The organism is Streptomyces sp. NPDC059875 (assembly GCF_042731085.1).
Lineage (GTDB): Bacteria > Actinomycetota > Actinomycetes > Streptomycetales > Streptomycetaceae > Streptomyces.
On the sequence record NZ_JBHWJZ010000028.1, the window covers coordinates 89,555 to 108,945 of the forward strand.

General features: G+C 72.9%; 17 protein-coding genes. 8 read left to right on the plus strand and 9 right to left on the minus strand.

Going from position 1 to position 19,391, the window contains the following annotated elements; all coding sequences use genetic code 11:
* Window positions 1-32: 32 nt before the first annotated feature.
* Window positions 33-1,832: an FAD/NAD(P)-binding protein gene (locus ACFV9D_RS29300; RefSeq protein WP_385152613.1), complete on the minus strand. Its 1,800-nt coding sequence runs from the start codon at window positions 1,830-1,832 to the stop codon at window positions 33-35.
* A 69-nt stretch (window positions 1,833-1,901) separates the two neighbouring features.
* On the minus strand, window positions 1,902-3,173 hold the full coding sequence (locus tag ACFV9D_RS29305; protein ID WP_385152615.1) for a DUF5685 family protein: 1,272 nt from the start codon (window positions 3,171-3,173) through the stop codon (window positions 1,902-1,904).
* Between the two features lie 321 nt (window positions 3,174-3,494).
* Between ACFV9D_RS29305 and ACFV9D_RS29310 the strand changes: the two genes are divergently transcribed.
* Complete coding sequence (locus ACFV9D_RS29310; protein ID WP_385152618.1) at window positions 3,495-3,929, plus strand: cell division protein SepF; 435 nt, start codon at window positions 3,495-3,497, stop codon at window positions 3,927-3,929.
* 102 nt (window positions 3,930-4,031) lie between these two features.
* Here the strand turns inward: ACFV9D_RS29310 and ACFV9D_RS29315 are convergent, their stop codons facing one another.
* The gene (locus tag ACFV9D_RS29315; protein ID WP_385152621.1) at window positions 4,032-5,687 is read right to left on the minus strand and encodes an MFS transporter; all 1,656 of its coding nucleotides are present in this window, start codon (window positions 5,685-5,687) and stop codon (window positions 4,032-4,034) included.
* A 406-nt stretch (window positions 5,688-6,093) separates the two neighbouring features.
* On the opposite strand from ACFV9D_RS29315, the gene ACFV9D_RS29320 reads away from it, so the two are divergent.
* Window positions 6,094-7,110: a phosphatase PAP2 family protein gene (locus ACFV9D_RS29320; protein ID WP_385152624.1), complete on the plus strand. Its 1,017-nt coding sequence runs from the start codon at window positions 6,094-6,096 to the stop codon at window positions 7,108-7,110.
* A gap of 77 nt (window positions 7,111-7,187) precedes the next feature.
* On the opposite strand, the gene ACFV9D_RS29325 is transcribed toward ACFV9D_RS29320, so the two are convergent.
* Window positions 7,188-7,391, minus strand: coding sequence for a proteinase inhibitor I78 (locus ACFV9D_RS29325; protein WP_385152627.1), 204 nt, complete (start codon window positions 7,389-7,391; stop codon window positions 7,188-7,190).
* A gap of 332 nt (window positions 7,392-7,723) precedes the next feature.
* Between ACFV9D_RS29325 and ctaD the strand changes: the two genes are divergently transcribed.
* Entirely contained in the window at window positions 7,724-9,427 is a 1,704-nt protein-coding gene (ctaD, locus tag ACFV9D_RS29330; protein WP_385152630.1) for a cytochrome c oxidase subunit I, read from the plus strand.
* Here the strand turns inward: ctaD and ACFV9D_RS29335 are convergent.
* From ACFV9D_RS29335 to ACFV9D_RS29350, 4 genes are all read right to left on the minus strand, one after another.
* Window positions 9,384-10,352 (minus strand): helix-turn-helix transcriptional regulator, encoded by a 969-nt coding sequence (locus ACFV9D_RS29335; protein ID WP_385152633.1) that lies wholly within the window; start codon window positions 10,350-10,352, stop codon window positions 9,384-9,386. The two genes, ctaD and ACFV9D_RS29335, sit on opposite strands and share 44 nt — an antisense overlap.
* Before the next feature lie 96 nt (window positions 10,353-10,448).
* On the minus strand, window positions 10,449-11,720 hold the full coding sequence (locus ACFV9D_RS29340; RefSeq protein WP_385152636.1) for a glycosyltransferase family 4 protein: 1,272 nt from the start codon (window positions 11,718-11,720) through the stop codon (window positions 10,449-10,451).
* 67 nt (window positions 11,721-11,787) lie between these two features.
* Window positions 11,788-13,077 (minus strand): ABC transporter substrate-binding protein, encoded by a 1,290-nt coding sequence (locus ACFV9D_RS29345; protein ID WP_385152638.1) that lies wholly within the window; start codon window positions 13,075-13,077, stop codon window positions 11,788-11,790.
* Entirely contained in the window at window positions 13,055-13,519 is a 465-nt protein-coding gene (locus ACFV9D_RS29350; RefSeq protein ID WP_385152641.1) for a hypothetical protein, read from the minus strand. Before ACFV9D_RS29350 ends, ACFV9D_RS29345 begins: the two co-directional genes overlap by 23 nt.
* Before the next feature lie 185 nt (window positions 13,520-13,704).
* Between ACFV9D_RS29350 and ACFV9D_RS29355 the strand changes: the two genes are divergently transcribed.
* Genes ACFV9D_RS29355 through ACFV9D_RS29365 form a run of 3 tightly spaced genes read left to right on the plus strand, consistent with a single transcriptional unit; the run spans window position 13,705 to window position 17,341 of the window.
* On the plus strand, window positions 13,705-14,103 hold the full coding sequence (locus ACFV9D_RS29355; RefSeq protein WP_385152644.1) for a hypothetical protein: 399 nt from the start codon (window positions 13,705-13,707) through the stop codon (window positions 14,101-14,103).
* On the plus strand, window positions 14,091-16,685 hold the full coding sequence (locus tag ACFV9D_RS29360; protein ID WP_385152647.1) for an ATP-binding cassette domain-containing protein: 2,595 nt from the start codon (window positions 14,091-14,093) through the stop codon (window positions 16,683-16,685). The genes ACFV9D_RS29355 and ACFV9D_RS29360 overlap by 13 nt, the downstream gene beginning before the upstream one ends.
* Window positions 16,682-17,341, plus strand: coding sequence for an ATP-binding cassette domain-containing protein (locus ACFV9D_RS29365; RefSeq protein ID WP_385152650.1), 660 nt, complete (start codon window positions 16,682-16,684; stop codon window positions 17,339-17,341). Before ACFV9D_RS29360 ends, ACFV9D_RS29365 begins: the two co-directional genes overlap by 4 nt.
* Here the strand turns inward: ACFV9D_RS29365 and ACFV9D_RS29370 are convergent.
* Window positions 17,325-17,912, minus strand: a complete 588-nt coding sequence (locus ACFV9D_RS29370; protein WP_385152653.1) for a transglycosylase family protein — start codon at window positions 17,910-17,912, stop codon at window positions 17,325-17,327. The genes ACFV9D_RS29365 and ACFV9D_RS29370 overlap by 17 nt on opposite strands.
* A 194-nt stretch (window positions 17,913-18,106) precedes the next feature.
* Between ACFV9D_RS29370 and ACFV9D_RS29375 the strand changes: the two genes are divergently transcribed.
* Both ACFV9D_RS29375 and ACFV9D_RS29380 read left to right on the plus strand, forming a co-directional pair.
* On the plus strand, window positions 18,107-18,889 hold the full coding sequence (locus ACFV9D_RS29375) for a hypothetical protein (RefSeq protein WP_385152656.1): 783 nt from the start codon (window positions 18,107-18,109) through the stop codon (window positions 18,887-18,889).
* A gap of 182 nt (window positions 18,890-19,071) precedes the next feature.
* Window positions 19,072-19,344 carry a hypothetical protein gene (locus tag ACFV9D_RS29380; protein ID WP_385152659.1) on the plus strand — a complete coding sequence of 91 codons (273 nt, stop codon included), beginning with the start codon at window positions 19,072-19,074 and terminating at the stop codon, window positions 19,342-19,344.
* Window positions 19,345-19,391 lie beyond the last annotated feature (47 nt).

The following is a 19,391-nucleotide window of genomic DNA, read 5'->3' on the forward strand; positions in this document are numbered from 1 at the left end:
CGGGTTCGGGAAGCCCCGGACGCGACGCTCGGTCAGGAGGTCGGCGGGGCGGGGCGGGGCAGCTCGCGCAGGAGCGCCAGCGCGGCCCGCGCGGTCGCGTCGTTCCGGCGGAAGACGGCGCCGCCGCTGCGCGGGCGGGTGAAGGCGCTGTCGACCCGGGCGGTGGTGTGCGGGCCGAGCGCGAAGCGGCGCGGGTGCGGGAGGCCCCCGCGCTCCAGGATCCGCCCGTCGGCGGGGTCGACGGCGAGCAGCCCCGCCGCGGTGGCCAGGGCACCGTCCTCGTACAGGGCGCGGAGCAGCGGGCTGCCGGTGCGCTCCACGGTGGGGTCGGGGAGCCGGGCCTCGACCAGGGCGCGGGCCCCGGTCCACTCCCCCGGCACGCTGACGGAGTGGGCGCGGAAGACCCCGCGTTCCTCGTCGGCCTCCACCGTCGTGCCGGCGCCGAGGAAGCGGACGATGCCCGCGCGGGAGAGCGCGAGCATCTGGCGGAGCCTGGTGTCGGGCGGTCCGGAGGAGAGGAAGCTGACGAAACCGTGCCACCGGTTGCCCGGGTCGCCGGTGTCGCCGAGCCGGTCGAGCTGCTCGTAGACCGAGGGCAGCGCGGCGAGGACGGCCAGGTCCGGGCTGTGCGCCGGGTCGCGGCGCCGGTGCAGGTCGTCGGCGATGTGGCGGCGCAGCGCGGCCTGGAGGGCGTCGGACGAATCGAAGCGCATCCCGTCCAGGGGGCGGTCGAGGGCGTCCAGGTCGAACCGGTCGGCGGGGTCGGGCACGGCGGCGACGACGAGGGCGCGCAGCGCGGCCCCACCCGGGGCGGCGGCCGCGTACGCCTCCCCGAACTCGCTCCAGGTGGCCGTGGTCCGCTCGGGGTGGGCGGCGAAGAGCCGGTGGTAGTGGGCCCAGCCGAGCTCTTTGTCGACAAGGGGCCATATGTCGCGGCGGAAGTCGGGCGGCCCGGGTCGCCTCCGCACCTCGTCGGCCTGCTCCGGGCCGAAGAAGCGGGGCAGCGGGGGCCGTTCGCCGTCCAGCGCGTAGCCGATCTTCGCGTGGTACGGCACCCCGCGCCGGGATCCGACGTACAGCACCGGTTCACGCCCGGAGGGTACGTACTCCAGCCGGTCGCCCCGCTCCTCGTACCGCCCGCCGCGGCCCTCGGTGAGCAGCACCATCAGGTCGACGAAGCCGAGGCCGAAGCCGCGCACGAGCAGCGGTTCACCGGCGGGCAGTACGGACAGGTCGGTGTCCTCGGTGAAGTCGGGCGGGAGGTGGAGCAGTCCATGGCGCTTCGCGAAGTCGGTCGACTCCCGCTGTTCGGCGTCGGGTTCGGCGTCGAGATGGCCGAGGGTGAGGACCACGAGGTCGGCGAGGAGCGGCACGGAGCCGCCTTCCAGCCAGACCCACTGGAGGCCGTGGCGCGGGCCGCTCACCCGGACCGCGCGGGTGCGGTGCTCGCGGACGGTGACGGCGGCGGGCAGCTCGGCGCGGGCCCGCTCGTACACCCAGCGCAGATAGGCGCCCTGCTGGGCACGGCTGGGAAAGACACGGCCGTCGAGTCCGGCCCACTCGGCCAGCGTGGGCCCCGGCCGTACCGGGCCGTCCATGTCCACGGTCTCGTCGGTGAACATGGTGACGTCCCCGGCCCGCGAGTTCATCTGGAGCAGCGGCGACTGCGCGGTGCGCCAGACGCGTCCGCCACCGACCGGATGCGGGTCGACGAGGTGGACGTCCAGGGGCCGGTCCCCGTACAGCTCCGGCAGGTTGGCGGCGAACCGCTCGAGGAAGCCGGTCCCCCGCGGCCCGGCGCCCACGATCACGACGGACGCGTTCCGCGTCATCGCACACCGGCGCCGCGCCGCGGGGGTGCGGGGGCAGAACCCCCGGCCGTCCCGGGTGCCGACGGATCGTCAGCAGCCATCGCAGGGGCAGCAGCAGTCACAGGCATTGCCGTCACAGTTGCAGTTGCAGTCGCAGTTCCGGCAGCAGCCCTCGCGCTTCTTCCGGGACCACGGGCCCTCGTACTCCTTCGCGCAACAGATCTGGCAGGTGCAGAACAGCCAGGTGAACGCGGCGCATCCGCCCAGGAAGGAGCGCGGCTTGGGCTTCGGCGGCTCGCCGCCGCCGAACTGCGGCGGCAGCCCCCCGGGCCCGCCGGGGCCACCCGGACCGCCGGCCCCGCCCCCGTAGGGGTTCCCTCCCCCGTAGGCGTTCCCGCCTCCGTACGGGTTGCCGCCGCCGTACGGATTGTTCGAGCCGTACGGCCCGGGGGCCCCGCTCCCGTACGGGCCGCCCTGGGCCGGGCCCGGTGAACCGTGCGCACAGGTCGTCGTGCCGAACGCGCGGTCCACCGACGTGCGGAGCTCGTGCGCCAGCAGCACGTGTGCCAGTCGACCGTTCACGAACTCCGCGTCCCGCAGCGCCAGCCGGATCCCGTGGAGCGCGTCGTCCGCGAGCCGGCGGGCCTCCGCCATCGACGTGCCGGTCGCCGTGAGCGGGTTCCAGGCGCCCGCCGCGGCGTCGGCCTCGCGGTCCTCCACGGCGTCCAGCAGATGCGCGAGCCGCCCGAAGAGCCTGCCCGCCTCGGCCAGCGGCTCCACGTTCCCGGGCCGGCCCGCCAGGAGCGCGGTGTGGGCGAAGGCCGCCGCCGTCGCCGTCTCGGTCGGCTCGGTCACCGCGAGGAGCGACGTGCCGGGGCCGGCGAGCGCCTCGATCCCGGTCTGCCGGTCGACGGCGTCCACCAGGACCGCCGTGTCGAAGCCGAGCTCGCGCCCGGTCCGCGCGCCCGCCCGGTCCCAGGATCTGGCGACCCGGCGGGCCGCCGCGGCGACCGGCCTGCGGGCCAACAGCCCGTCCCGGTCGGCGACGTGGTCCCGTACCTTCGCCGAGGCGAGGACGAGCGAGACCGCCGCGGCCAGCCGCGCACCCTCGCCCTGGGCGACCGGCGCGGTCTTCATCTGGCGCAGCGGGCAGGGGCCCGCGGTACGCCGTCCGCCGGCGACCGTCCCTGTCTGAGCCTCCGTCAGAACGGAGACTATGAGGCCGTCGTAGTTGGTCACCACCCGGGCGAACTGCCCGTGGTCGGCCCGAAGTGCCAGGCAGAGGCCGCAGAGATGGGCCATCCACTCGGTCTTGAGCCCGTCCGTGAGCCGGTGCGTGCAGGGCCTGACGATTCCGAACAAGAGACTCCCCCGTGCGTCGCGCGCGTGTGCGGCAGCGCCGCGACTCGCATCGTATCGAGCCCGCCCGTTCACCCGTACGCCCCGGCCGTCACCCTTCTGGCCCGACTTTCATATTTTAAGTTGCACACCCCCTGCGGAACCTCCGTCAGGCCCCGCATACCGCAAGATTCCTGACGAATCGCCAGAAAATGGCCCTCACGTTCTGCACCAGTACCGTCACGAAACCCTCGCGCGCCGACTATCCACTTGGCGCGCAATCCGCATCATGGACGACGATAGGGATTGCGGAACCACAAGTGACCGCGCTGAAAGGAGGCGTCCATGGGATCGGTGCGCAAGGCCAGTGCCTGGCTGGGACTCGTCGAGGACAACGACGAGCGTTACTACGACGACGAGTACGCCGAGGGTGCCGAGAGCGGCGACGCCTGGGTGACGGACCCTCGGGTCCGGGTGGCGTCCGACACGGCGCAGGAGCAGGGCCGCCGGATCGCGACCGTCTCCCCGGACGGCTTCCGCGACGCCCGGGGCATCGGCGAGCTCTTCCGGGACGGCGTCCCGGTCATCGTGAACCTCACGGCCATGGAACCCTCCGACGCCAAGCGCGTGGTGGACTTCGCCGCCGGTCTCGCCTTCGGTCTGCGTGGCTCGATCGAGCGGGTGGCGACGCGGGTCTTCCTGCTGACCCCCGCCGACACGCAGATCATCACCGGGGAGTCCGCGGGTCGCGCGCAGGACGGTTTCTTCAACCAGAGCTGAGCCGCGAGCACCTCCCGGCGGCAGCGCTGGGTGGGGGCGCCTCCCAGCGGCAGCGCTGGGGGAAAGCTCGCCGTTCACCGGAACGGACGCCGACGGGGCTCCTCAGCGCGCCGTGCGTCCGGAGCGGGCGGGTTCGACCGGCTCGCGGGTGGCAGGCACCCGCACCTCCTCGTGAGCCGGGGTCACCAGGCTCTTGGGATCCACCAGGTCCTCCGGATCCACCGGGCACTCCATCACCCGCGGCAGCCGCAGCGCCATCAGCGCGCCGAGGAGCAGCAGCCCCGCGCTGACGAACAGCGTCACGTGCAGTCCGGCCACGAAGGCGTGCCGGGCCGCGTGGTACAGCGCCGTACCGGCCGCGCCGCCGAGCTGGTCGGCCACCTGGTACGCCTCCCCCAGCGAGTTCGCGGCGGCCCGGCTCGCGACGTCCGGGACGCCCGGCACGGCGGCGAGACCGGGGGCGTACGCCGCGTTCATCACGCTGCCGAGCAGCGCGATGCCCATGCCCGCGCCGAGCTGGTACGAGGTCTCGCCGATGGCCGCCGCGCCGCCGGCGCTCTCCGGCGGGGCCTCGCTGAGCATCGACTCGTAGGCGGAGAAGAGCGTCGTCTGCAGTCCGAAGCCGAGCAGGACGAAGCCGCAGGTGAGCAGCAGCGGCCGGTCGTGCTGGCCCATGAGGACCAGGAGCAGCACGGCGGCGGCGGTGAGCACGAAGCCCCAGCCGACCATCCGGCGCGGGCCGATCCGGCGCAGCGTGTACGAGCCGGTGGCGCCGGCAGCCATGGCGGCGAAGGTGAGCGGGAGCAGTCGGAGCCCGGTCTCCAGCGGGCTGAGCCCGAGGACCAGCTGAAGGTACTGGACGGCGATGAGCTCCAGGCCGACCAGGGCCAGCATGGCGAGCACGATGCAGCCGACGGACGTGGTGAACGCGGCCCGGGAGAAGAGCCGCATGTCGATCAGCGGGTGGGCCCGCCGCTTCTGCCTGCGTACGAAGAGGATCAGCAGCGCGGCCCCGATGAGCAGGGGTCCGGCGGTCGGGTACGCGAGGAGGTTCTCCCCCGCGCCGATCCGCTTCACCCCGAGGACCATGCCGAGCACACCGGCCGCGGCCATCAGCGCGCCGAGCACGTCCCAGGGGCCGTCGGTCCGCCCCTTGGACTCGGGGAGCAGCCAGCGGCCGATCGGCAGGATCAGCGCCATCAGCGGGATGTTGATCAGGAAGACCGAGCCCCACCAGTAGTGCTCGACGAGGAAGCCGCCGAGCACGGGTCCGGTGGCCGCGCCGACAGCGGCGACCGCGGTCCAGATGCCGATGGCGGTGGCCCGCTCGCGCCGGTCGGGGAAGACCGCCCGGAGGATCGAGAGGGTGGCCGGCATGATCATCGCGCCGCCGACGCCGAGCAGGGCGCGGGCCGCGATCAGGACCTCGGGGGCGGTGGCGAGGGCGGCGACCGCGGAGGCGATGCCGAACAGCCCGTAACCGAGCAGCAGCACCCGCCGCCGCCCGACCCGGTCACCGAGCGTGCCGAAGAGGATCAGCAGCGAGGCGCAGATCAGCGGATAGGCGTCGACGATCCACAGCAGCGCGGTGGAGCTGGGGCGCAGATCCTCGGTGAGAGAGGGGACGGCGACATGGAGCACGGTCGCGTCCAGCGCGACCAGCAGCAGGCTGACGCAGAGGACGACGAGGACGACCCAGCGGTTGGCACCGCCGCCGGCGGCGCGGAGCCGTGCTCCGGCCGTGATCGTCCGCTGCATGTACGTACCTCCCAATGGATCCCTCGCGCTCGGTGGGCACCGGCCGGGGCGCGGGGCCTCGGGGCGGCCCGGCATCGACGGGCGAGTGAGCCGTCAGCGTACGCGAGTTCAGGGCCCGAGCGCGTGGTGCAGCTCTCACCCTGCCGGGCCGCGCGGTGTGGCGTACGCCACTCCACCCGCGCCGCGCGTCGCATGGAATTCCACACGCACAAGCGTTTGAAGTATTTCCGTGGCGTACAAACAGACTTCCGGAAACTCACCCGGCGGCAATAGGGCAGAAGGTCATCGGATTCTCAGACGTACGCCAGGAATAAACACCGGTTTGAGACCTACTCCACATCACATCGTCATCACGAAGACACCGGATCGACCAAGGTCGCTACTCACTCCCTGTAACGTCGATTGGGTGCGAACCGACATCTTTGCCCGGCTGGACCGGGAGCCGGAACCGCCGAAGATAGAGGTCCCGGGGATGACCCGCACGCGTCTCGCCCTCTTCGGCGGGACGCTGGCGTTCTATCTCGCCATCGTCGTGGCCGTGCTCCTGTCGACCTGGCTGGTGACCCTCGACTGGAAGATCATGCTCTTCCGGCCGTACCAGCAGTGGCCGGAGATCCACGGCTTCCTCGACTACTACGTCGTCCTCGGCCAGCGCGGTCCCACCGCCGTGATGGTGGCGGCCTGGCTGGGCTGGCGCTCCTGGCGCCAGCACACGCTGCGGCCGCTGCTGTCGCTCGGCGCCGCACTGCTCCTGCTGAACGTGACGGTCGGCGCGGTCAAGCTCGGACTCGGTCGTCTCGGTCCCCACTACGCGACGCAGATCGGCTCCGCCGAGCTCTTCGCGGGCGGCGATATATTTCCGTCCGGACACACCGCCAACGCGGTCGTGACCTGGGGCATCCTGGCCTATCTGGCGACCACCCCGCGGGCCCGGCGCTATCTGTCGGCCCTCTCGGCCGTGGTCGCGCTCGGCGTCGGTCTCACCACCGTCTACATCGGTACGCACTGGCTGAGCGACGTACTGCTCGGCTGGGCGGCGGGTCTCCTCATCCTGCTGGCCCTGCCGTGGTGCGAGCGGCCGATCGCCCGGGCGGAGGCGCTGCTCCTGAGCCTGCGCGACCGTCTGCGCGAGCAGCTGCGGGCCCGCCGTCGGCTGGTTCCCTCGCTGCCCGTCGCGACCGGTGGCCCACGTCCCGCGATGTTCCCGCCGCGTCCGGCGGGGACCGAGGAGCCGGTCCGGGAGACCGTCGGCGCCAGGAGCGGGCGGACCGCGGTGCGCGGCGACGGCCGGCTGGCCCCGCCGCTCACCGCCCCCCGGGCGCACGCCGGCCACTCCGCCCACGTCGTGCGCTCCGAGCGGACTCCGGTCACGCCGACCGGCAGCCGCCGCCCGCCGCACTCACGGCCGCTCACCGGCGGCTGACCCCGTCACGACCGCATGAGGAAGGGCCCCGGCTCCACGCCGGGGCCCTTCCTCGTACGGGCGCCGCCGGACAGGCCCTAGCCCAGCCAGCAGCGGGTGACGGTGCCCTCCGTCACCTCGAAGTTGATGCGCCCCTCCAGGTACTCCATGGTGATGATCGAGCCCGGCGGCAGGGACCGCACCACGCTCCAGCCGTGGTCCCGGGCGAGCTCTTCGGCCCGCTCCCGGGCCAACCCCACATAGTCGTCCGGCGGTACGGGAGAGGTCTGCTTCGATGTCATGCAACTCACGTTAGTCCCTTACCGGTCACGCTTGTGTCACAGCTTCTCGACATATGTTTGACACGACCACCGTCACCCGACAGGGCGCTTTCCGGCCGAATCTCCGGCAATTGCAGGCCCCCTCGCATCGTTCGTACAAGGCCCTTCGGAATTCCTTCCCACCCGCCTCCCAAGGGAATTGAGAGGGTGCGGGACGGCCGCCCGGTATTCACGATTTCCCCGCACGATGCGCACACGTTCGGACGAGCGGAGCAGCGCCATCGGCACGCCTCCCGGGGTCCCGCACCAAGGGCGCGCATCATGTCCGGACGATCGGAGCACCGGAGGCATCGATGGGCACCGACACCGCGGACGCGGCCGTCGAATCACCTCGGGAACGGCATGGGCGGGTCCTGATCGACTGGCTCACCACCACCGACCACAAGAAGATCGGGCACCTCTACCTGGTCACTTCGTTCGTCTTCTTCCTGGCCGCCGGTCTCATGGCGATGCTGATGCGGGCCGAGCTGGCCCGTCCCGGGCTCCAGCTGATCGACAACCAGCAGTTCAACCAGGCGTTCACCCTGCACGGCACGATCATGCTGCTGCTCTTCGCGACGCCGACCTTCGCCGGCTTCGCCAACGAGCTGGTGCCGCTCCAGATCGGCGCCCCTGACGTCGCCTTCCCGCGGCTGAACATGTTCTCGTACTGGCTGTTCCTCTTCGGCGGTCTGATGGTGCTCGCGTCCCTCGCCGTGCCGAGCGGGCCGCCCGCCTTCGGCTGGACCGCCTACGCCCCGCTGAACAGCCTGGAGCGCATGCCCGGCATCGGCGCCGACCTGTGGATCATGGGGCTCGCGCTCTCCGGCTTCGGCACGATCCTGACCTCGGTGAACTTCCTGGCGACGATCATCGGGATGCGGGCGCCGGGCATGACCATGTTCCGGATGCCGATCTTCACCTGGAACATCCTCTTCACCACGATCCTGGTGCTGATGGCCTTCCCCGTACTCGCCGCGGCGCTGCTCGTCCTGGAGGCGGACCGGCGCTTCGGATCCGTGGTCTTCCAGCCCGAGAACGGCGGGGCGCTGCTGTGGCAGCACCTCTTCTGGTTCTTCGGGCACCCCGAGGTCTACATCATCGCCCTGCCGTTCTTCGGCATCATCAGCGAGATCATCCCGGTCTTCGCCCGCAAGCCGATCTTCGGTTACGTGACCCTGATCGCCGCCACCATGGCGATCACCGGGCTCTCGATGGTGGTGTGGGCGCACCACATGTTCGCCACGGGTGCGGTGCTGCTGCCCTTCTTCTCCCTGCTGTCCTTCCTCATCGCCGTACCAACCGGCGTGAAGTTCTTCAACTGGGCGGGCACGATGCTCAAGGGCTCGCTGTCCTTCGAGACCCCGATGCTGTGGTCGGTCGGCTTCCTGGTGTCGTTCCTGTTCGGCGGGCTGACCGGCATCATCCTCGCCTCGCCGCCGATGGACTTCCACGTCACGGACTCGTACTTCGTCGTGGCCCACTTCCACTACACGGTGTTCGGCACGGTCGTGTTCGCGATGTTCGCGGGCTTCTACTTCTGGTGGCCCAAGTTCACCGGCAAGCTGCTCGACGAGCGCCTGGGAAAGGTCCACTTCTGGACGCTCTTCGTCGGCTTCCACATGACGTTCCTGGTTCAGCACTGGCTCGGCGCCGAGGGCATGCCACGGCGGTACTCCGACTATCTGGCCGCGGACGGCTTCACGGCGCTGAACACGGTCTCCTCGATCGGCGCGTTCCTGCTCGGCGCGTCCACACTGCCGTTCCTGTACAACGTCTGGCTGACGGCCCGTTACGGGGCGAAGGTCGAGGTGGACGACCCGTGGGGGTTCGGGCGCTCGCTGGAGTGGGCGACGTCGTGCCCGCCGCCCCGGCACAACTTCGACGCCGTGCCGCGGATCCGCTCCGAGTCGCCGGCGTTCGATCTGCACCACCCGGAGTTCGCGACCTTCGAGCGGGACCGGCTCGAGCAGCTCAGCGCGCCGAGCGATCCAGGGCGCGAGAAAGCCGGTCCCTGACCGTACGGATCCAGTCGTCCAGTTCGCGCGGCGCGACGACCTCGAACTCGAGGCCCAGCATCATCACGTGGACCACGAGGTACTCGAGGCTCCCCGCGCCCGCGCGCAGCAGACAGGAGTCGTCCCCGTCCGGCTCCAGGACTCCGCCCATGGGCCCGATGATTTGGGCGGCCTCGGCGAGCGGGACATGCAGCCGGATCGTCGCCTCCGCGGCGTAGGCCGCCGTCGAGACGCCCTCCGATACATAGGCGGCCAGGTCCTCGGCGGGCGGCTCGCGGGGCGGGAAGCGGGGGCCGTGCGGCGGCTTCGGGTCGATCCGGTCGACCCGGAACGTCCGCCAGTCGGCGCGGTCGAGGTCCCAGGCGACCAGGTACCAGCGGCGTTCGGTGCACACGAGGCGGTGCGGCTCGACCGAGCGGCGGGTGGCGGTGCCCTCGTGGTCGCGGTACTCGAAGCGGAGCCGCTCGCTGTCCCGGCAGGCGTTCGCGAGCTCGGTCAGGACGGCGGGGTCGATCTGCGCCTGCGGGGCCCGGAACATCGGCACGGTGTACGCGTTGAGCGTGCTCACCCGGCGCCGCAGTCGGCTCGGGAGCACCTGCTCCAGCTTGGCCAGGGCGCGTACGGAGGTCTCGCCGATGCCCTCGATGCCCTGGCCGGCGGCCGTGCGCAGCCCGACGGCGACGGCGACGGCCTCCTCGTCGTCGAGCAGCAGCGGCGGCAACTCGGCCCCGGCGCCGAGCTGGTACCCACCACCGGTACCGGGACTGCCGTTGACCGGATAACCGAGCTCACGCAGCCGATCGACGTCCCGGCGCACGGTCCGCGGAGTGACCCCGAGCCGCTCGGCAAGATCGGCCCCGGACCACTCCCGGTGGGCCTGCAGCAGCGAGAGCAGACGCAGCAGTCGTGCGGAGGTCTCCAACATGCTCCCGAGTCTGCCAGCAGTCGAGGACAACCACGGTCCTCAACTGCCGGACCCCCGGCACCGCGGCGCTGACGAACCGGCGCCCCCGCGCTCCGCTCAGCGGAAGCGGCGGACGAGGATGCCGACGCGGCGCTTCAGGTCGTAGACGGTGTCGATCGCGGCGCCGACGGCGCGGTGGACGACCTCGCCGACGCCGCCGTGGGTGCGGCGGCTCGCGCCGTGGGCGACGAGGGAGGTCCAGATCTCCTCGTGGCGGGCGGCGATGCGCGCAGGGTCGAAGCGCTCGGACGACTCCAGCGCGGCGCGCGCGGTCTTGGCGCGCAGTTCGTCGTCCTCGATGAGGTCGAGCAGGGCCCGGGCGATCGCGGCCACGTCGTCGACCGGCACCAGGCGGCCGTCGACCCCGTCCTCGATGATCTCGCGGGGGCCGTGGCAGTCGGTGGAGACGACCGGGAGGCCGCACCGCATCGCCTCGACGACGGTCATGCCGAAGGACTCGCGCAGCGAGGTGACGGCGGCGATCGAGCCCTTCGCCCACTCCGGCTCCATCGGGTTGGCCCAGCCCATGAGGAAGACGTTCTCCTCGAGGCCGCGGTCCTTGATGCGCCGGGCGAGCGCCGCCTTCATGTCGTCGACCGCGTCCCCGGTGCCGTAGATCCGCAGCTTCCAGTCCGACCGGGCCGCGGCCACCTCGGCGAAGGCGTCGATCAGCACGTCGTACCGCTTGACCCGGGTGAGCCTGCCCGCCGCGACGACGATCTTCGCCGCGGGGTCGGCGGGCGGCACGCTCGGCGCGGGCACGCTGTTGGGCACCGCGTCGATCCGTACGCCCGGCAGGGCGAACGCCTCGTAGGAACGGGCGTCGGCCTCGGTGACCGTCGTGACGGCGTCCAGGAGCGCGTACTGGTGACGGATCTCGCGGCGGAGCCGGAAGGTGTGACCGGCCAGGACCAGATGCTCCTGGCCGACCAGGACCGGGCCGCGCCGCGCCTGCTTGGCGAGGTGGACGTTCAGTCCGGGGCGGGTGGAGACCAGCACGTCGGCCTCGACGCCCGCCAGGTGCTCGCCGATACGGGCGTCGGTGAGCGCGCTGTACTGCTTCCACCGGCCGTCGCCGCGCGGGAAGACCTTCGCGGGCCGGGAGAAATCGGGGTGCACGCCGTCGTAGCCGGGGCTGTCCTTCCGCAGGTCCACGAGGTGACGCAGGGTCACACCGGCGGGAAGCCCGAGGATCGGCTCGTCTCGGTGGCGGAAGACCGAGACGATCTCCACTTCGTGCCGCTCGGCGAGGACCTGGGCCAGGGTGAACGTCGTCCGGATGGTTCCGCCGATGTGGTAGGCGTTGTGGAGCAGAAAGGAGATGCGCATCGGGCTGCCGGTTCCCCCCGGTCAAGTGGTCGGTGGTGGCGACTGTACTGCCCGCCCGGCATCCGGTTCACGGTCGGTAGCCGAGCTGGGGGACGGTGGCGCAGTTCGTGGTCATGTCTCCTTGGGTGACCCACCCCCGCCCGTCCTGCCAACGGGCCACGGACAGGCAGGTGTGACGGGTCTTCGGCGGCTCGGCGAGCTTCTCGAAGCCGACGGGGAGCAGCAGCCCGCGGGCGGTGTACGGTTCCGGCCGGTTGACGAACTCCTCGACGCACGCGCGCGTGAGCCGGTCCCCGCAGGACAGCGCCGCGTCCGTGAACCACATGGCGGCGGCCCAGCCCTCCAACTGCCACTGGGAGAGCGGCCGGTTCCCCATCGCCGTCCTGAACTCCCGTACCGCCGGATGCCCGGTGTCCTCGTAGTTGCGGCTGGAGCCGGTCACGAAGAGCGCCTCGCGGCAGGCGGGGGACTTGGCGTAGTCACGGGGGACGGTCGAGGACCAGTTCTGCACGTTGGTCACCTTGGCGGTGACCCGGACGTCCAGCGCGTCCATCGCCTCGCAGAGCTGCGCGTTGCCGTGCGTGTCCATGGCGTCGAAGACGAGGTCGGCGCCCTGGGCCTTCAGGTCGGCGGCGACGGCGCGGAAGTTGGGCAGGGCGAAGTCGACCTGCTCGTCGACGACCCGGTACCCCTCGGCGCGCAGGCCCTCGGAGATCAGCCGGGCGTACGCCGTCGACGCGGCCTGGTTGTAGGCGACGACCCCGGCGGTACGGGCGCCGTGCTCGCGCTTGAACCAGCGGTAGACCTCGGTCCCGCCGTACAGCACCCCGTCCCAGCCGGGTGCCTTGCCGGTGCGCGGGGCGAGACTGCCGTAGATCCCGTACAGATGCGGATAGGTGTCGTACGCCGGGGTGAGCGGCTGGCCCCCGATGTCGGGGACGCCTGCCTTCGCGACGAGCGGGGCGCCGGCGTAGTCGAGTGCGGTGGTGGCGACCAGGGCGAACACCTTCCGCTCGTCGATCAGTCGGTGCACGCACTCGTTGTTGCCGACGCCGCTGCCGCCGTCGTCGCAGGTGACGACCTCGACCTGGCGTCCGTTCAGCCCCCCGCGCGCGTTGAGGGCGTCGAACCAGGCGCGGGCTCCGTCGCGCGGCCCGGTGAACGTGTCGCCGCCGACGGGGCTGGTGGCGCTGGTGATGATGCCGATCCGGAGCGGCTCACCGCCGGAGGGGAAAGGAGCGGTGGGCCGCGTCTCGAACGCGCGCTCCGGGAGCCGGCTGCCGCACGCCGTGGTCAGGGCGAGCAGCGCGGCGAGGAGCAGCGCCGTAACGGCCTCAGCAACCCGGAACGGTCGCACCGCTGAGCTGCACCAGGCCGCAGAGGGTCTTCACGGACACCTTCCAGGTGTCGTCCTGCAGGACGGCCGTGCCCTTGGAGTCGGGCAAGGCGGGCGCCCCGCCGACCAACAGGTCCCAGGTGACGTTCGCGTCGTTCGGCGAGGTGAACTCGATCCCCTTGACCTTCGCGGAGGTCATGGCCGCGTTCTCGTCGCCTGCGAAGGCGCCGAGGACGGGCTGCATCTCCTCGCCGTTCTCGAGCAGCTTCACTTTCTCGGCCGTGGGTGTCTTCGGGTCGAAGAAGGCGGTCCAGTTCTTGGTGATCTCCGCCTTGGCGGCGGCGGGGTCGGCGGGCTGGTCGCCCGCGGGCTGCGTGGTCCCGTAGGGCGGCGCGGTCGTCTGGGGCGAGGAGCCGCCGTTGTCGTCGCCGCAGCCCGCGAGGACAGGCCCGAGTACCAACACCGACGCGGCCGTCAGGGCCGCGATACGAGAGCGGGGGCGAGAGACTCCACCGCGTCGCTTGAGAACCATCTGGCTCACCACCGGATGTCCGTCGAGGCCGGACGGCCTGATGATTCCAGGGTGTGCCGGTTCCGGGCATAGTGCAAGGAAGAGGGCATCGGGGGGGCCGAGGCGAGGGAGGTCCCGTGCCGACATCCCGAGTTCTGCTGTGGGGCGGCCTCGCGGCCGCCGCCGGGGGCGCAGTGCTCTGCGTCCTCGGGTGGTACGGGATCTCCGGCGAGCGCTTCGCGGAGCAGCAGCTGCCGTATCTCGCCTCCTGCACGGTGCCGGGGGCCGCGCTGATCGTGGCCGGGGCGGTGCTGGTCGGGGCGGCGGGCCGGGTTCCGGTGCGCAGGCCCGCGCCTGCCCCCGAAGCCCCGGAGGACACGGCTCCGCCCTCGTCGGACGAGCCACCGGTCCGGGTGCCCGGCGGGACGCTCGCGCACCGGCCCGACTGCCCGCTGGTGGCGGGCAGGGCGGACGCCGAACCGGCGGGGGACACGGAGCTCGACCCCTGCCCGGTGTGTGAGCCGTGGCCTCGCTGACGTACGACCTCACCCTCGCCGGTCTCGCCGTCGGCAGCGCCGCCGCACTCACCGGCATCGGTCTGATCGTCACGTACCGCGCGACCGGTGTGCTCAACCTGGCGCACGGCGCGATCGCCATGGTCTGCGCGTATGTGCTGCGACAGCTGGTGGTGGAGTGGGGCTGGCCGCTGCCGCTCGGCGCGCTCCTCACCCTGCTGGTGGTCGCTCCCGGGATCGGTCTGGTGCTCGACCGGGCCGTCTTCCGACCGCTGGCGCTCCTCGGCTCCAACCCGGCACAGACCCTGGTGGCCTCCATCGGGGTCTTCGTGCTGCTCGTGGGCGGGGCGGCGCTGGTGTGGGGCGGCGGGGCGCGGGCGGACGCGCCGGTGCTGCTCGGCGACGATCCGTGGACCCAGCTCGCGGCGGTCGTGCTGCTGGCCGCCGCGGTGGGGGCCGTGACGCGGTGGACCCGGTTCGGGCGGGAGCTGCGCGCCGTGGTCGACAACCGGCCGCTGGCGATGCTCGGCGGGATCGACGCGGACCGGGTCTCGGCGGTGGGCTGGGCGTTCGGCGCGTTCACCGCGGGTCTGACGGGGGTGTTGCTCGCGCCTCATGTACGGCTCGATCCGTACGGGATGCCCCTGCTCGTCGTCGAGGTGATCGCGGTCGCGGTGGTGGCCCGGATGCGGAGCCTGCCGGTCGCGATCGTGACGGCGCTGGCGATCGGGGTCGCCCAGGCGCAGCTGACCCGCTTCCATCCGGAGGGCTTCGCAGGGCCCTTGATGCAGGCGGTGGGGGCGAACCTGTTCGTGGTGGCGTTGCTGGTGGCGGCGCTGGTCCTGCCGGGGGTCGGTGGCCGGGGGCAGGACGCCCTGCCGCCGCCGGCGGCGCGGCAGCGGGTCCCGGCCGGTGCGTGGCTCACGGCCGGTGTGCTCTTCCTGCTCCCGCTGGGCTTCGCGGGGACGGACCTGCACACCGCGGTCCAGGTGCCGGCCCTCGCGATCGTGCTGCTGTCGCTGGTGGTGGTGACGGGCCGGGGCGGGCAGATCGCGCTGGGACAGGCGGCGTACGCGGGGCTGGGTGCCCTGTTCACCGCGCTCCTCGCGGCCGGGGGGCTGCCGGAGCTGGTGGCGCTGGGGGTGGCGGTGCTGGTGGTGGCCCCGCTGGGCCTGGTCACGGGGTGGCCGGCGATCCGCCGGCACGGGCTCGCGCTGGCGCTCGCCACGCTGGCGGTCGGGGTGGCGGTGAGCCGCTTCGTCTTCGCGCAGCCGTACGCGACGGCCGGTCTGGAGCTCGGGCGCCCGGCGGGCTTCTCGGACGACCGCCTCTACTACGCCCTGGAGCTGCTGATTCTGGCGGGCTGTCTGCTCCTTGTCGCGGCGCTGCGCAGGGGCCGCACGGGCCGGGCGCTCGCCGCACTGCGCGACCACGAGGCGGGCGCGGAGGCGGCGGGGGTACGGGTGAGCCTCCTCAAGCTCCTGGCCTTCGTCCTGGGCGCGGCCCTGGCGGCCCTGGGCGGCGGCCTGCTGGGCATGGGCCTGCGCGCCTTCGACCCGGAGGCCTACGACCCGGTCCGCGGCCTCCTCTGGTTCGCCGCGATCATCGTCCTGGGCGCCGACAGCCTCCTCTCCCCCCTGGCCGCCGCGGCCCTCCTGGTCGGCCTGGACGCCGGCACGAGGGGCGGCGTGGCAGCCGCCGCGGTGGGCATCCTGGCAACCCTGGTGGGCCGGGTACCACCCCTGATGTCCTGGCTGCCGACAAGGGGCATCGGCGCCGCAGCCGCCGACGGCGGGTCACCACCCACAGGTGGACCCGCACGTCTGCCACTCAGCAGTACGGGCGAGCGAAGCGAGGTGGGGGTACCTCCAGGCGAAGCTCTCGGGGAGGGTGGGAAACTCAGCCCGGCCGGAGGCCGGGCGCACCCCCACCGCCCCGCACCGGCCCCCGCACCCGCACGGCTCCGCGCCCGCCACCTCACCCTCACCTACCCCGGCGGCCTCACCGCCCTCTCCGACGTCAGCATCGACCTCACCCCCGGCCGCGTCACCGCCCTGGTCGGCCCCAACGGCGCCGGCAAGAGCACCCTCTTCGACTGCCTCGCCGGCACCCTCCGCCCCTCCCACGGCCGCGTCACCCTCGACGGCGCCGACATCACCACCCGCGCCGCCCACGCCCGCACCCGGCTCGGTGTCGCCCGCTCGTTCCAGCAGCTCGCCGTCTTCCCCTCCCTCACCGTCGAGGACAACGTCCGCCTCGGCGCCGAGCAGGGGCACCACCGCTCCTCCTCCGCCGCCACCGAACAGGCCCTCCGCCTCCTCGGCCTCTCCGGAGCCGTCCGCCACCGCCCCGCCGCCGATCTCCCCACCGGGACCCTGCGCCGGGTCGAGCTGGCCCGTGCGCTCGCCGGGGGCCCGCACACGCTCCTCCTGGACGAGCCCGCCGCCGGCCTGGACGCCGCGGAGACCGACGCCCTCGCCCGTGTCCTCGCCGCCCTCGCCGCCGACGGGCTCACCGTCCTCGTCGTCGAGCACGACCCGGACCTCGTGGCCGGCATCGCCCACACCGTGCACACCATGGAGGGAGGCCGGATCGTGTCATGAGCGTCGAGATCGCCCTGCGTGCCGCCCGCGTCCGCTACGGCCCCCTGGAGGCCCTGCACGGCCTCGACCTGCCCGTCCCGGCCGCCGCGGTCACCGTTCTCGTCGGCCGCAACGGCTCCGGCCGTACGACCGCCCTGCGCGCGCTCGCCGGGACCGTGCCGCTGGCCTCCGGCACGGTCCTCTGGCGCGGCTCGGACGTGACCCGCCTCCACGCCCACGACCGGGCCCGGCGCGGCCTGTGCTTCGTACCGGATCTACGGGCGGTGTACGCGACGCTCACCGTCGCAGAGAACCTGGACCTGGCCCCCGGTGACCCCGATCGGGCTCTGGAGGCGTACCCCGAACTCGCCCCCCTCCTCCCCCGCACCGCCGGCACCCTCTCCGGCGGCGAGCGCCGGATGCTCGCGCTCTCCCGGGCCCTGCTGACCCCCGCGCGCGTGGTCCTGGTCGACGAGCCGTCCCTCGGCCTGTCCCCGGCGGCCGCCTCCCGTACGTACGGGCTGCTCGCCGCCCTCGCCCGGCCGGGCGGCGCCGCGGTGGTCCTCGCCGAGCAGCGGCCCCCGCCCGGGCTGCCGCCCGGCACGCTGCTGCACGAACTGCGGCGCGGCTCCCTCGCGTTCAGCGGGGAGGCCGCCGAGTTCACCGCAGGTCGGTGAGCGGTGAGATCCGCAGCATCGTTCCGACGAGGAGGCGGTTCGGGTCGGGCCCGACCAAGCTCCGGTTCGCCGCGTACAGCGCCTGCCAGCCGCCCGCGATCCCGAACCGGCGGGCGACCGAGCTGAGCGTGTCGCCCGGCTGCACCACATGCGCCCGCCCGCTCAGCCCGTACCGCTTCGAGCAGACCGGCCAGGCCTCCCACCCCTGGGTGCGCAGGACCTCCTCCGCGATGGTGATCTGCTGCTGACGGGTCGCCAGGTCGGCGCGCCTGGCGTAGCGCAGTCCGCCGTGCTCCTCCCAGGTCGGCTGCCAGAACTGGAGTCCGCCGTAGAAGCCGTTGCCGGTGTTGATGTGCCAGCGGCCGCTGCTCTCGCACTCGGCAACGCAGCCCCACGGCCACTGGTCCTTGGCGCAGGCGGGCGGGTGGCCGAGCGCGCGGGCGGGGGCGTGGAGGCGTGCGGAGGACAGGTGCGGCGCCTGGGCCCGGTCCTGCGCCTGGGCCGGCGCCGGGACGAGGGCCATCAGCGCCGCGGCGGACGCACCGGTTGCCCACAATCTGATCTTCGACATCGCGGCAGGCTAGGCAGCGCACCCGCGGTCCGGGGCCGTGCCGCGCGGGGCGGCCCCGATCCCCCACCCGGTCGGAGTCACACAAGTTTGCCGGACCGGTACGCGTGACCCCGGCCGAGCCTTCCCCGTTGAACTCGGCATGAGACGAGCCGGGAACCGCCCGGCGTCGCACGTACCGAGTCCAGGGAGCCCCCGTGCCGCGCATGCTCGACGTCAGCGAGGACGTACGCGCCGAGATCGGCGACGAAGAAGCGGACCGGCTGCTCGCCGGCGACAATGCCCCGGGCAGCTACGACTGCACCTCCTGCCGCACGCCGGGCGACTCCGAGCAGGAGCGCACGAGCACGGTGCTGTTCGTCGGCGAGGAGACGGCCGTTCTGGCGTTCGCCCACGCCAGCTGCATTCCGTCCCAGGTGGTCCAGGTCGCGGAGGAGCAGCTCCAGGGCGCCGTCCGCTCCATCGCCGCGACCGACGCGGCGGACGCGCTCGGCGCGGCCCATCCCGAGCAGGCCGTTCTCGGGGTGACCAGCGGTCTCGTGCTGATCGAGGGCGAGCTGCACCCGGCGCTGGTCGTCGAACCGACCGCGCCGGTGGCCCGCCCGGGCTCGGACGGACTGAGCGACGAGTTCCTGCCGCTGCTGATCGAGCAGGGCTTCCAGCCGATCTCCGATGTGAACCAGAAGCCGGGCGTCCTGCCCGGCTGGTCCGTGCTCGTCGCCATGGGCCAGCTGCACTCCGTGCTCCAGCCCGGTACGGGCGGCAGCGGCCAGGTCGCCTGGTGGCAGGCGCACCAGCCGCTCCAGGTCACCGAGGGCTGGCGTGCGGCAGCCAACAAGTCGCACACGGTCCTGGTCTTCGCCGCGCCGGTCGGCTCGATCGGTCAGCAGCCGCGTGAGGACCTGCTCCGCGACGCCCTGGAGAAGGCGGCGGCCAACGGTCGGCTGGTGGCCGCCGCGATGCCGCTGGCCGGCACGTGAGGGAGCACGGGCGCGCGGGCATAGGGCCACTCGGGTCCGGCCCCTGGGTTCCGACCGTTCCCCGCCCCCGGCGGCCGCCTGTTTCCGAGAGCCGCCCGCATCCCACGGACCACGAGGTCGTTGGCACATACATGCACACATACGACCCACTCCGCCAGCCGTATCCGAGTCAGATCCCCTCCATGCGCCCCGCGCAGGACGTCACGGCGGGCCAGTCGGCCACACCGATCTACGACGCCCTGTACTCGGAGTACCGGCGGTCGTTCCGGGCTCTCCCGGGCGACCGCAGCGGCGAGGACGATCTGGGCTTCCGTGCCTTCGGCTCGCCGGTGAGCGCGGGGCTCCACGGGCACGGGTCGGGGCACGCGAGCCGGTACGGCACGTATCCGACGGCGTGGTCGGCGCAGCACCACACGCCCGCGGCGCTGCCACCGGCGCCCCGCAGGGGGCTGTAGGAACGTGAGCACGGTACGGCGGAGGGCCGGGGCACATGCCCCGGCCC